This is a genomic window from Rhizobium herbae, assembly GCF_017873135.1.
GTDB lineage: Bacteria > Pseudomonadota > Alphaproteobacteria > Rhizobiales > Rhizobiaceae > Pararhizobium > Pararhizobium herbae.
In genome coordinates, this window is the sequence record NZ_JAGGJV010000004.1 from 250,003 (window position 1) to 262,664 (window position 12,662).

13 protein-coding genes and 1 tRNA gene are annotated in these 12,662 nt (G+C 61.6%); 8 read left to right on the forward strand and 6 right to left on the reverse strand.

The window, feature by feature from the left end; translation table 11 throughout:
* Positions 1-80: 80 nt before the first annotated feature.
* Positions 81-1,127, forward strand: a complete 1,047-nt coding sequence (locus tag J2Z75_RS12845) for a threonine aldolase family protein (RefSeq protein ID WP_209852875.1) — start codon at positions 81-83, stop codon at positions 1,125-1,127.
* Here J2Z75_RS12845 and J2Z75_RS12850 read toward each other — a convergent pair whose 3' ends face one another.
* Positions 1,128-2,006: a LysR substrate-binding domain-containing protein gene (locus J2Z75_RS12850; RefSeq protein ID WP_209852876.1), complete on the reverse strand. Its 879-nt coding sequence runs from the start codon at positions 2,004-2,006 to the stop codon at positions 1,128-1,130.
* A gap of 98 nt (positions 2,007-2,104) precedes the next feature.
* Here J2Z75_RS12850 and J2Z75_RS12855 point away from each other — a divergent pair, with 98 nt between their 5' ends.
* Complete coding sequence (locus J2Z75_RS12855) at positions 2,105-3,106, forward strand: bile acid:sodium symporter family protein (RefSeq protein WP_209852877.1); 1,002 nt, start codon at positions 2,105-2,107, stop codon at positions 3,104-3,106.
* Positions 3,107-3,161: 55 nt separating this feature from the next.
* On the opposite strand, the gene J2Z75_RS12860 is transcribed toward J2Z75_RS12855, so the two are convergent.
* Positions 3,162-3,638: an Hsp20 family protein gene (locus J2Z75_RS12860; RefSeq protein WP_209852878.1), complete on the reverse strand. Its 477-nt coding sequence runs from the start codon at positions 3,636-3,638 to the stop codon at positions 3,162-3,164.
* 526 nt (positions 3,639-4,164) lie between these two features.
* Between J2Z75_RS12860 and J2Z75_RS12865 the strand changes: the two genes are divergently transcribed.
* The gene (locus tag J2Z75_RS12865; protein WP_209852879.1) at positions 4,165-5,142 is read left to right on the forward strand and encodes an alpha/beta fold hydrolase; all 978 of its coding nucleotides are present in this window, start codon (positions 4,165-4,167) and stop codon (positions 5,140-5,142) included.
* Positions 5,143-5,158: 16 nt separating this feature from the next.
* Here the strand turns inward: J2Z75_RS12865 and hisN are convergent, their stop codons facing one another.
* Positions 5,159-5,932 carry a histidinol-phosphatase gene (hisN, locus tag J2Z75_RS12870; protein ID WP_209852880.1) on the reverse strand — a complete coding sequence of 258 codons (774 nt, stop codon included), beginning with the start codon at positions 5,930-5,932 and terminating at the stop codon, positions 5,159-5,161.
* Between the two features lie 383 nt (positions 5,933-6,315).
* Positions 6,316-7,200: an N-formylglutamate amidohydrolase gene (locus J2Z75_RS12875; RefSeq protein WP_209852881.1), complete on the reverse strand. Its 885-nt coding sequence runs from the start codon at positions 7,198-7,200 to the stop codon at positions 6,316-6,318.
* A 194-nt stretch (positions 7,201-7,394) separates the two neighbouring features.
* Here J2Z75_RS12875 and cpdR1 point away from each other — a divergent pair, with 194 nt between their 5' ends.
* The 4 genes from cpdR1 (at position 7,395) to ilvD (ending at position 10,640) form a co-directional block, all read left to right on the forward strand.
* Entirely contained in the window at positions 7,395-7,757 is a 363-nt protein-coding gene (gene cpdR1, locus J2Z75_RS12880) for a response regulator CpdR1 (RefSeq protein WP_018327941.1), read from the forward strand.
* 95 nt (positions 7,758-7,852) lie between these two features.
* Positions 7,853-7,927 (forward strand) — tRNA-Val (locus J2Z75_RS12885).
* A gap of 241 nt (positions 7,928-8,168) precedes the next feature.
* On the forward strand, positions 8,169-8,363 hold the full coding sequence (locus J2Z75_RS12890) for a hypothetical protein (RefSeq protein ID WP_209852883.1): 195 nt from the start codon (positions 8,169-8,171) through the stop codon (positions 8,361-8,363).
* Positions 8,364-8,795: 432 nt separating this feature from the next.
* On the forward strand, positions 8,796-10,640 hold the full coding sequence (gene ilvD / locus J2Z75_RS12895) for a dihydroxy-acid dehydratase (protein ID WP_209852885.1): 1,845 nt from the start codon (positions 8,796-8,798) through the stop codon (positions 10,638-10,640).
* A 283-nt stretch (positions 10,641-10,923) separates the two neighbouring features.
* Here ilvD and J2Z75_RS12900 read toward each other — a convergent pair whose 3' ends face one another.
* Positions 10,924-11,328: a GFA family protein gene (locus J2Z75_RS12900; protein ID WP_209852887.1), complete on the reverse strand. Its 405-nt coding sequence runs from the start codon at positions 11,326-11,328 to the stop codon at positions 10,924-10,926.
* 84 nt (positions 11,329-11,412) lie between these two features.
* On the opposite strand from J2Z75_RS12900, the gene J2Z75_RS12905 reads away from it, so the two are divergent.
* The gene (locus J2Z75_RS12905; RefSeq protein WP_209852889.1) at positions 11,413-11,877 is read left to right on the forward strand and encodes a MarR family winged helix-turn-helix transcriptional regulator; all 465 of its coding nucleotides are present in this window, start codon (positions 11,413-11,415) and stop codon (positions 11,875-11,877) included.
* A 9-nt stretch (positions 11,878-11,886) separates the two neighbouring features.
* On the opposite strand, the gene J2Z75_RS12910 is transcribed toward J2Z75_RS12905, so the two are convergent.
* Positions 11,887-12,612 carry a class I SAM-dependent methyltransferase gene (locus tag J2Z75_RS12910; protein WP_209852891.1) on the reverse strand — a complete coding sequence of 242 codons (726 nt, stop codon included), beginning with the start codon at positions 12,610-12,612 and terminating at the stop codon, positions 11,887-11,889.
* Positions 12,613-12,662: the final 50 nt, after the last annotated feature.

Genomic DNA, 12,662 nt, shown 5'->3' on the forward strand with positions numbered 1-12,662 from the left:
ATTGCGGCGGCGGCATCCGTATGGTCACGCATAAGCCATCAATCGGGGCATCATTCCCCCGGAACCGCAGGACCGCATCGATGATTTTTTCCTCCGACAACTGGGCGGGCGCCCATCCCGTGATCGCCGAAAGCCTGGTCAGGGCCGCCGGCGGCTTTGCCTCCGCCTATGGCACCAGCGAACTGGACAGGAAAGTCGAGAAGACGCTCTCCGCGGTGTTCGAACGCGACGTCGCCGTGTTCTTCGTCGCAACCGGAACCGCCGCAAACTCGCTGGCGCTCGCCAGTACCAATCGTCCGGGCGGTCATGTGTTGTGCCACCGCGAAGCGCATGTGAACGCCGACGAATGCGGCGCCCCGGAATTCTTCTCACATGGCGCAAAGCTTGCGCCGGTCGATGGGCCAGATGGCAAGATGGACCCGAACCGGCTGGAGAAGGAAATCCAGCGCACCCGCGGCGGCGGCGTCCACGGCGGCCAGCCGATGGCTGTTACCATGACGCAGGCGACCGAAGCCGGCACCGTCTACAGCCTCGATGAAATCGATGCGATCGCCGCCATCGCCAAGTCCTTCAACCTGCCTTTGCACATGGACGGCGCCCGCTTCGCCAATGCGCTGGTGACGCTCGGCGCCACGCCAGCCGAAATGACCTGGAAACGCGGCATCGACCTGCTCTCCTTCGGCGGCACCAAGAACGGCTGCTGGTGCGCCGAGGCGCTGATCCTGTTCGATACGTCGAAGGCAGAGGAGATGGGCTACCTGCGCAAGCGCTCCGCCCAGCTCTTTTCGAAATCCCGCTTCATCGCCGCCCAGTTCGATGCCTATCTCGAAGGCGATCTCTGGCTCGATCTGGCCCGTCATGCAAACGGCATGGCAAGCCGGCTGGCCGCAGGCATCGAGGGATCGAACAGCACGCGCCTCGCTTGGCCGAGCGGCTCCAACGAGCTTTTCGTCGTCCTGAAAAAGGAAACGGCAGCAAAGCTGCAGGCCGATGGTGCCGTCTTCTACGACTGGCCCGTGCCGCACACGTTGTCGAATTCCGTCGCCGAGGATGAAGGCCTCTACCGTCTGGTCACCAGCTTCGCAACGACGCCGGACGATGTCGACCGGTTCCTGAAAGCCCTCTGATCAGAACGCGGCTTTTCCCGGCCCGGCAGCCGCCTGCAAGCCGCCGACCGTGGACAATATCTCGTTGGACAGGGCCTTCACCAGCGCCCTGTCCGCGCCCCGTCGCGCCACCAGCACGAACTCCACATCCTCCAGCCGCGGCAGCGTGTCCGAGGTAATTTCCCGCAGTCCCGCCGGCGCCATACTGCGCGGCTGCACCAGGACACCCATTCCGGCACGGGCGGCGGCGGTCAGGCCGCTGAGACTGCCGCAGGTACAGACAATCCGCCACGGAACGCCGGCGCGCTCAAGCGCCTCCAGTGCGACGCTGCGGGTGATGCTCGGCGGCGGAAAGGCGATCAGCGGCAGGACCGGACCGCGCATCACCCGCTCCGGATCGCGGGCAAGCCAGACAAGCGGCTCGCGATAGACCAGCTGGCCGCGCGCATCGCCGATCCGCCGCTTGGCCAGCACCAGATCAAGCGCGCCCTCATCCTGCATCTGGTACAGCGTTCCACTCAAAGCCACGGTCAGCTCGAGATCGACCGAGGCATGCGCGCGGGTAAAATCCTCAAGCACGACCGGCAGGCGGCTCATGACGAAATCTTCCGAGACACCAAGATGCAGCCGACCATGCAGGCTGCGCTCTGCAAACAAGGACTTGACCTGCCCATCCAGCGACAGCATCGCCCTGGCCGGCCCCAGCAGCGCCTCGCCATCCGCGGTCAGTGAGACGCGGTGCGTATCGCGCTGGACCAGCTTGCGGCCGAGATCCGCCTCCAGCCGGAGTATGTGCTGGCTGACCGTGGACTGGCCAAGCCCGAGACGCTCGGCCGCCAGCGTGAAGCTGGCCATCTGCTCGACGGCGAGAAAACTGCGAAGCTGCACCAGATCGAGCATGGATTATCCTGAATCGTGATAATGGTTATTTCTTGCATTCGATATCACAATGACAATGATGTCGCCACCACCTTCCCGTCATAGTCCGGACGATCGATATGCGCCGCTTCCTGCCCGACACCTTCACCATCCTGCTGGTTCTCACCGTCATCCTGGCATCGGTCCTGCCGATTTCCGGCGAGCCGGCCGAGTGGTTCGGCCTGGCGACAAAGATCGCCATCGGCCTCCTGTTCTTCCTGCACGGCGCCCGGCTGTCCCGGGATGTCGTGGTTGCCGGCCTGCTGCACTGGCGGCTCCATCTCGTCATCCTGGCATCGACCTTCGTGCTTTTCCCGCTGCTCGGCCTTGCCGTCGGCTTCCTCCCGCCAACGCTGCTGCCGCCGGCGCTCTATACCGGCATCCTCTTCCTCTGCGTTCTGCCCTCCACCGTGCAATCCTCCATCGCCTTCACTTCGATGGCCGGCGGCAATGTGCCCGCAGCCATCTGCGCCGCATCCGCCTCCAACATCTTCGGCATGTTCCTGACGCCGCTGCTGGTCGGCCTCTTGTTTACCGCCGGCGGCCATGGCGGCGGCTTCACGCTCGACGCCTTCCTGCAGATTTTCCTGCAACTGCTGGCGCCGTTCATCGCGGGCCAGATCCTCCAGCCCTGGATCGGCAATTTCATCCGCGCCCGCAAGAAGCTGCTGATGCCGGTCGATCGCGGCTCGATCCTGATGGTCGTTTATCTTGCCTTCAGCGAAGCGGTGACCGAAGGCCTTTGGCACACCTTCTCCATCCGCGACCTCGCGGTGGTGATCACCCTCGACATCGTGCTTCTTGCGATCGTGCTTATCGTCACGATGTTCGGCAGCCGCCTGCTCGGATTTTCGAAAGAGGACGAGATCGCCATCACCTTCTGCGGCTCGAAGAAAAGTCTTGCCAGCGGCGTGCCGATGGCCAACGTCATCTTCGCCGGCCAGAGCATCGGCAGCATCGTCCTGCCCTTGATGCTGTTCCACCAGATCCAGCTGATGGCCTGCGCGGTGATTGCCCAGAAATACGCCGGGAGAGGCCGGCGGCGCGAGGCGGAAGCCGCCGCTGCGGCCGCAGCTCAATAAAAAAACGGCGCCCTTCCGGACGCCGCTTCTTCATTCTGAGATTGATACCAAACGCTTAGCTGGCGTTGGCGTCGATCTGGGTCGCTTCGATCTGCTTCGGCGCCAGCTGCGCGGCAACGATGTCGATGCGGCGCGGCTTGGCAGCTTCGGGAATCTCGCGCAGGAGATCGATATGAAGCAGGCCGTTCTTCAGCGAGGCGGACTGGATTTCCACGTGGTCGGCAAGCTGGAAGCGGCGCTCGAACGCGCGCTTGGCGATACCGCGATACAGGAACTGGTTCTCGGTCGCCTTTTCTTCGCTCTTCTCACCCTTGACGGTCAGCGTGTGTTCGCGGGCTTCGATCGAAAGTTCGCTTTCGTCGAAACCGGCAACGGCCATGGTGATCCGGTAAGTGCTCTCGCCGGTCCGCTCGATATTGTAGGGCGGATAGGTCTGCGACTGGTCCGGCTGGCCGAGACTGTCGAGCATGGTGAAGAGACGGTCGAAACCGACGGTGGAACGATAGAGTGGGGAAAAATCAACGTGACGCATGGTGTCCTCTTGTGAGCAACTGTTGTGCGATCATGGTTCCGTCATCCCGAAAGCGGCGACGGCAGAACCGGTGAACGGGCCCTCTTCGGCGCCCGTATCGATGAGATGGGAATTGTTTTTGCAGCCTTCAAGACCCCGGCAGGCAAGTTCGAAGGGTTGCCGCAATCAAAACCGGCCGTCGATAAACGCAGGATGAACGGCCGGTTCCATATCCGTTCAGCTGCGGCCGGGTAAAACCGCATCATCGGAAGATGAGGCAGGCAGCAGCGGTGAACGTCCCTTCTCCCGCATGCTGCCTGTCTTCAGCCGACCGACTGTCTCTGGCCGGGAGCGGTAATCAGTCCCCCCACCGTTTCCGGCCCTTTTTCTTTGACCGGCTGGATCGCCTCGCCTATCTCTATCGCGTGGCCTGCACCGTTCCTTAATCGCTATGGATCAAGGATAGGCGCTCATAAATCCGGTGTATCCGGCGCACCCTTGTATCGCCAGCGCACCTTCAAAGACCCGCCGGACACGGACCCTGCCGATGACACCCACCCTTTATCCCACCCCGGACAACCCGATCCCCGGCAATCATACCGTCGGTTTCTTCGAGGGTGTCGGCAACAGGAAAATCCGCTATGCGATTTTCAAATCGGATGCGCCGGTTGCCAAGGGCACCGTCGTGCTTCTGCAGGGCCGCAACGAATCGATCGAGAAATATGCCGAGACGATCGGCGAACTGACAGCCCGGGGATTGTGGGTGGCAACCTTCGACTGGCGCGGCCAGGCCGGCTCCGAACGCCTGTTGAAACAGCGGCGCCGCGGCCATGTCCGTCGCTTTGCCGACTATGAGCGCGATCTCTCCATCTTCCTTGAAAAGATCGTGCTGCCCGATACCCGCCTGCCCTTCTTCATGCTCGCCCATTCCATGGGCGCGCTGATCGCGCTGTCGCAGGCGCCGCTGCTTGCCAGCCGCATCGACCGGCTGGCGATCGCCGCACCCTTCGTGGCGCTTGGCGGCCAGAAACACGGCCAGGGCATGATCAGCCTTCTTGCGGCCGTCTTCAGCCTGTGCGGCCTCGGCTTCCTGCCCTTGATGCGCGACAGGGGCTCGCTGCCGTTCTCGCAAAACCTTTTGACGTCCGATGCGCGGCGCTTTGCCCGCAACAAGGCCCTGACCGACGCCCACCCCGAACTGGCGCTCGGTCCGCCCACCGCCCGCTGGCTGCACGAGACCTTCAAGGCGATCAAGCGCGTTTCAAGCCGCGAGCACCTGACGCAGATCCGCGTGCCGACCATTGTGCTGGCACCGACGCAGGACAGGCTGGTGCCGCATCTCGCGGTAGAGAATCTGGCCCGCAATTTCCGCGCCGGCCATATGATCCCGATCGACGGCGGACGGCACGAACTTTTGCAGGAAGCGGACCACTACCGCGCCCAGGCGATTGCCGCGATCGAGGCATTCATTCCCGGGAGTACCGCGGACATGGCAATGGCGGAAGACGAGGATCTGTCGGCCTGACGCTCCGTTTCGGCCTTCAGCCTTTCAGAATCGCCAGCGCCTGCGCGTGGATTTCCGCGCTGCCGGCCGCGATGATTTCGCCGCCCATTTCCGCCGGTCCGCCGGTCCAGTCGGTGACGATGCCGCCGGCCTGCTCGATCAAGGGAATAAGCCCGCCGACATCATAAGGCTTCAGGCCGCATTCGATGACGAGGTCGATATGACCGGAGGCAAGCAGCGCGAAGGCATAGCAGTCGCAGCCGTAGCGGGCGAGTTGGACCTTGCTCTGGACGGTTTCAAAACGGGTCTTGATATCGCCGGTATAAAGATGCGGCGAGGTGGTAAACAGGATCGCCTGGCTGAGATCGGCGCAGGGCCGTGTGGAGATCGCCTTGTTTCCGCCCGGCCCGCGATAATGGGCGTTCTTGCCGTCGGCAAAATAGCGCTCGCCGGTAAAGGGCTGGTCCATCAGCCCCATCACCGCCTCGCCCTTGTGATAAAGGCCGATCAGCGTTCCCCAGACCGGCAGGCCGGAGATGAAGGCGCGAGTGCCGTCGATCGGATCGATCACCCAGACATAATCCCGGTCGAGCCCGACATTGCCGAATTCCTCGCCGAGAATGCCGTGATCGGGAAAATGCGTCTCGATCAAGGCCCGGATCGCCGCTTCCGCCGCGCGGTCGCCCTCGGTCACCGGATCGAAACCGGCAGCCTCCTTGTTGGCAACGCTGATGCCGGTGCGGAAGCGCGGCAGGGTTTCGGCCTTGGCCGCATCGGCAAGGCGGTCGAAAAATTCACGGTCCGGCAGCATGAAACCTCGCGAAAATCAGGAAATGGAAGGCTGAATGTGCTTATGGCACATTTTTTTGAAAAAGAAGTCTCTGGCGAAAAAATCATGAAAAATCGTCAGATTCGCAGTTGCGAAAGCGGTCTCGCTCCAGATTCCCGAAGAACGTGCCTCAAAAATCGGGAAACACGGCAAAATCGCCCATTTCGTGACGTTTCGGTGACGGCTTGCTTTGGCGCACTGCACCAATTGTGGCCAAATTGGGCTTGACAATTGTGCGCTGCAATATTAGCTTTTTCCTTACAGTCACTTGTGGCTGTAAATACCCTCCTTGGGTGTTTCCTCCCTAGACTTAGCCGCGCCACAAGCGCGGTTTTTTTTGTCATGATTTCAGGTAGCAGCCGGCGCTATTCGGCGGCAAGCGACGAGTTCGTCACATATTTTTCCACATGTGCCGCGAGCCCGCCGAGGAACACGCCGATCGTCTGTGCCAGCATGGCAAAGTCCGGCTTTTTCCGCAGCGTCGCTTCATCGACATAGAGACCGCGATTGATCTCGATCTGCAGCGCATGCAGCCCGCGCGCGGGGCGGCCATAATGCTCGGTGATGAAGCCGCCGGCATAGGGCTTGTTGCGGACAACCGAGAAGCCGAGATCCTCGAGCAGCGACACCGCCGTGCGTGACAAATCGGCGGAAGCACTGGTGCCATAGCGGTCGCCGATGATGAAGTCCGGCCGCTGGCCCGTGCCGGCCAGGCGGATATTGCCCGGCATCGAATGGCAATCGATCAGCACCGCCAGCCCGAACTGGACATGCGTCCGGGCGACCAGCCGCCGCAGGCAGGCGTGATAAGGCTTGTAGATGGTTTCGATCCGCTCCAGCGCTTCTGCGACAGGAAACTTGCCGCGGTAGATTTCCATGTTTTCCGCCACCAGCCGCGGCACCGTGCCGAGACCGCCGGCAACCCGCATCGAGCTGATATTGGCATGCGGCGGCAACGGCCCGTCGAACATCCGCGGATCGAGTTCATAGGGCTCGCGGTTGACGTCGAGGAAGGCGCGCGGAAAATGCGCAAGCAGCAGCGGCGCACCGAGATCCGTCACGCAATGGAACAGCTCGTCGACGAAATGGTCTTCCGAGCGGCGGATCGTCATGCCATCCAGGCGCGACTGATCCAGGAAGGATTGCGCATAGATCCGGCCGCTGTGGGGGGAATTGAAGACAAAAGGAATGCGTTGCATTTCCGGCTCGCGAACTTCGAACTGTTCGGTTTCGCTGACGTTCTGCGTCATCGCGGCCCTTTTTTACCATGTCACAATGTTGAAGCTTCGTGTATGTTGCCAGCAGGTCGCAATCATGTCCATAGTCGTTCCTGCCGGTGAGCGGGGCTTGACCTTCAGTCTTCACCGGATATTTACCCAACTGCGGTTTCATGATGTCACCGCAATTCCCGACATCGACACGTAAGGTGCAACGGCTTTAATCCATGAGTCCAAAAATTCTCCTCGCCGAAGACGATAACGACATGCGCCGCTTCCTGGTGAAAGCCCTGGAAAAGGCCGGCTACAAGGTATTGTCGTTCGATAATGGCGCCAGCGCCTACGACCGGCTGCGCGAAGAACCGTTCTCGCTCCTCCTGACCGATATCGTCATGCCGGAAATGGACGGCATCGAGCTCGCCCGCCGGGCGACCGAACTCGATCCGGACCTGAAGGTTATGTTCATCACCGGCTTCGCCGCGGTGGCGCTGAACCCTGATTCGAAAGCTCCGAAGGACGCAAAGGTCCTCTCCAAGCCCTTCCATCTGCGCGATCTTGTGGACGAAGTGAACAAGATGCTGGCCGCATAAGGCCGGGCGCAAGGGCCACAAAACTTCCTGTCAAAAAGCTGTTAAAAGCCTATTGACGCTCCGGAGGGTTTGTGGTCTATGCGCCGACATCGGATGGGCGTATAGCTCAGCGGGAGAGCACTACGTTGACATCGTAGGGGTCACAGGTTCAATCCCTGTTACGCCCACCATCCAGTTTAAAAAGGCCTTTCGGGAAACCGAGAGGCCTTTTTCGTTGTGAGCGGCAGGCCTGGCAGGCGGAAGCGGACAACGGCAGCGCCCATATCGCTCAGCTCTCTTCAGTCTCCCGAACACAAACGGCGTTCGAACCGCCACACATATCCTCGCAGCTATTTCCCGATCCATCGCCCAATTGCGATCATGATGGGTCATCACGATATAACCATATCGAAACCCGCTTCGATAACGAGGATGATTGTGAACGAACCCCGCTACGATCTGCGCCAGGAAAAGAACGGCACCTGGACTGTCCTTGATGTCATCACCCGGCTGCCCGCGGCATCGGACGGGCGCGACCTCACCGGCCTCGATCGCGATGACGCGAAGGACATCATGGATGCGCTGAACAAGGACCATATCGCCGGCCGCAAAAGTCCGCTGGTTTAGGCTGAAAAAGCCCCCCGCCGTTGCCGGTGAGGGGACTTTAGCAATGTTTACGTGATGAAATTGCCGGGTTGCAAAGTGTCCGGCAACGCCAGTAGAGAATGAAACGCTTGACCGCGCATCCCCCAATTGGGGGATGCGGATGCCGTTCCTCTTCGGAATCAATTGGTTGAAGGGGAAATTCCGCCGGGCACGCGCCCCGAATATGGCAAGCCGGGCCGGAAACGCGATTTTCCGCACGATGAAAGCAGTCAAACCCCAGCCGTTTCTTCCCACCAGCCATGGTTCCCCGGATATCGCCGCCGCTGAAAAAACACGAAATATTGTTACGAAAATCGTGACGCGGGCGCAGTTTTGCGCTAGGAACCGCTGCAATTGTGGCCTCCGGTCCCCATATCTGCCGTCACCCGGTCCTAACGTTCAAGGAAGACGTCCATGCCCGTCTATCGCTCCCGCACCACCACCCACGGCCGCAACATGGCCGGCGCCCGCGGCCTCTGGCGCGCGACGGGCATGAAGGACGGCGATTTCGGCAAGCCAATTATCGCGGTGGTGAACTCGTTCACACAGTTCGTGCCCGGCCACGTCCACCTCAAGGACCTCGGCCAGCTGGTCGCCCGCGAGATCGAGGCCCATGGTGGCGTCGCCAAGGAATTCAACACGATCGCCGTCGATGACGGCATCGCCATGGGACATGACGGCATGCTCTATTCGCTGCCGTCGCGCGAAATCATTGCCGACTCGGTCGAATACATGGTCAACGCCCACTGCGCCGACGCGATGGTCTGCATTTCCAACTGCGACAAGATCACCCCCGGCATGCTGATGGCCTCGCTGCGCCTCAACATCCCGACGATCTTCGTCTCCGGCGGCCCGATGGAAGCCGGTAAAGTGCTGCTGTCGGACGGCAAGATCCACGCGCTCGATCTGGTCGATGCCATGGTCGCTGCCGCCGATGACAGCATGTCCGATGAGGACGTCAAGACCATCGAGCGTTCCGCCTGCCCGACTTGCGGCTCCTGCTCCGGCATGTTCACGGCCAATTCGATGAACTGTTTGACCGAGGCCCTCGGCCTGTCCCTGCCCGGCAACGGCTCGACGCTGGCCACCCATTCCGATCGTGAAAAGCTGTTTCTCGAAGCCGGCCGCCGCATCGTCGGCCTGGCCAAGCGCTACTACGAGCAGGACGATGAAACCGCCCTGCCGCGCACCATCGCCTCGAAGGGCGCGTTCGAAAACGCCATGGCGCTCGATATCGCCATGGGCGGCTCGACCAACACGGTGCTGCATATCCTTGCCGCCGCCCATGAAGGCGAAATCGACTTTAACCTCGACGACATCGACCGTCTGTCGCGCAAGGTTCCGTGCCTCTCCAAGGTCGCACCCGCCAAGGCCGACGTCCATATGGAAGACGTGCACCGCGCCGGCGGCATCATGGCGATCCTCGGTGAACTCAATCGCGCCGGACTGATCAATGCCGACCTGCCGACTGTGCATGCCAAGACGCTGGGCGATGCCCTGTCGCAATGGGATATTGCCGTCACCGACAATCCGGCGGCACTCGAACTGTTCAGCGCGGCCCCCGGCGGCGTGCCGACGCAGGTCGCGTTCAGCCAGAGCGCCCGCTGGAAGGAGCTCGATCTCGACCGCGAAAAGGGCGTCATCCGCGATGCCCAGCATCCGTTCTCCAAGGATGGCGGCCTCGCCGTTCTCAAGGGCAATATCGCCATCAACGGCTGCATCGTGAAGACGGCCGGCGTCGACGAATCGATCCTGAAATTCTCCGGCCCCGCCCGCGTCTTCGAAAGCCAGGATTCCTCCGTCAAGGCGATCCTTGCCAACGAGGTCAAGGCCGGCGACGTCGTCGTCATCCGCTATGAAGGCCCGAAGGGCGGACCGGGCATGCAGGAAATGCTCTATCCGACCAGCTATCTGAAATCGAAGGGCCTCGGCAAAGCCTGCGCGCTGATCACCGACGGCCGCTTCTCCGGCGGCACGTCCGGTCTCTCCATCGGCCACGTCTCGCCGGAAGCGGCCAATGGCGGCCTGATCGGCATCGTGCGCGAAGGCGACATGATCGACATCGACATCCCCAACCGGACGATCTCGCTGCGCGTCAGTGAGGCAGAAATCGCCGCCCGCCGCGCCGAGCAGGACGCCAAAGGCTGGAAGCCAGTCGAACTGCGCAAGCGCAAGGTCACCACCGCCCTCAAGGCCTACGCCGCCTTCGCCACCTCCGCCGATCGTGGCGCGGTGCGTGATCTGGGCGATCTCGGCTGAACAGGGGCTCCTTCGGGAGCCCTTTGGTTCTGTTGCGCCGTTGGTCAATTTAAGATTCGTGGCGGCCCCAAAGACGCAATGCGGGGAACATCATTTTCCTCCGTCATCCTCGGGCGAGCATAGCGAGTTCCGGGGATCCAGCAGCGTTGCGTCCGCAGCGCAAAGGACTCTTTTCACGCGACGGACGTCGCGTGACTGGATTCCCGCCACAAGGGCGAGAATGACGGAGGATATGGACCGTCAGAGCATTCCAAAACTCTGGCGTGGACAGGGCACTCATCCCTCACAAATGCCGCGTCTCCGCCGGCGTGTTCCACCATGCATTGTTGCGGCCGTCGGAATAGGTCACCGGCGCTTCCGCCAGCACCGAGGGGTCGAGATCGTCGAGGCAGGCGAGATTGATCGAGACGAAGGCACCGCCGATCTGCTCGACATAACCGTCGCTGAAAGGCTGGACACCGCAGGTGCGGCAGAAGCGATGATGGCCGCTCATCGTACCGAACTGGTAGTCGGCCATGTCGTCCGCCCCCGCCAGCAGCCGGAAATCCTCCGGCTTGATGGTGGCACCCCAGGCACGGAGCTTGGTGCAGATCGAACAATTGCATTTGCCGGTGCCTGCATCGAGATCGATATCGGCCTCGAACCGCACCTTGCCGCAGTGGCAGCTTCCCTTGTAGGTCATTTTCATGCCGGATCTCCCTTGCCCGATGCTCGATAATATGACAACTTGCTGTCATATTCACACTCTATAGAATGACAGTATGTTGTCAATATGAAAAAGCCCGATCGAACCGATGCCGGCGATGCCTTCGCCCTCTTCTCCATATCCGTCATCCGGTTGGCCCAGCACCTGACGGCGGCCGGCGACGCTCTGGCAAAACCGGCGGGACAAAGCAGCGCCCGCTGGCAGGTGCTGGCGGCGGCAAGCCATGCCAGCATGTCGGTGGCAGAGATCGGCCGCGTCCTTGGGCTCGCACGCCAGGGCGTGCAGCGGATCGCCGATATTCTGGAAACGGAAGGCCTGGTGCGCTACGAGGACAACCCCGCCCACCAGCGCGCCAAGCTGCTGGTGCTGACACCTGAAGGACAGGCGATCCTGAATGACATCCAGACCCGACAGGCGGAATGGGCGGATGCGCTCGGCGCCGAGATCGGTGAGACTGATCTGCGCACCACGACGGCGATCCTTGCGCGGATCCTCGATGAACTGTCAAAGCCCAAATCGCCGGCCCGATAAGCCGCATCGCTACTTGCGCGCGGAAACCAGAAGGAACATCGGCCGTTCCCGTTCCACGGCCCATTCCGGATGGGCCGCTACTTGCTCAGACGACGGCCCCCACTCCTCCACATGCAAAAGGGTAAAGCCAAGACCGATCAGGATGTTGAGCAGCGTTCCGATCGTCCGGTGCTGCTTGACGACGCCCTTGGCCAGCCAGTCCGTGGTGCGCGGCCCCTCCTCCAGATAGCCGTTGACCGGCCATGTCGCGCGGCCATCCGCATCCTGCGACCAACGAGGATAAGCGGGCGCCATGTAGATCGGATGCTCGATGGAAAAGACCAGGTGACCGCCTGTCGCGAGCGCAGCATGAGCCCGCATAAGCAACGCATCGAGGTCCTTGATGTAATGAAAGGCGAGCGAACTGTAGACCAGATCGAATGAGTCCTCCGGCAACTCCAGCACTTCAAGATCGGCCTTCGCATAGCTGATCGCCCCGTCGGACGTCGCCCTTGCCCGCGCCAGCATATTCTCCGACACATCGAAGCCAAGCACGCTGGCAGCCCCCTGTTCCCGGGCAAAGCGGCAAAACCACCCGAAGCCGCAGCCGAGATCGACGACGCGCCTGCCCTTCAGATCGGGCAGCAGCGCCCGGATCGACGCCCACTCCGCCGCCCCGTCCAGACCCTCGACCGAGCGGCCGAGCTGGCTATAGCCTTCGAAGAAGTCCGGGTTGTCATAGATGTTCTGGGTCATGTTTCATCATGCTTTATGCGGCGGATACAAGCAGTTATTTAAGCCATCCG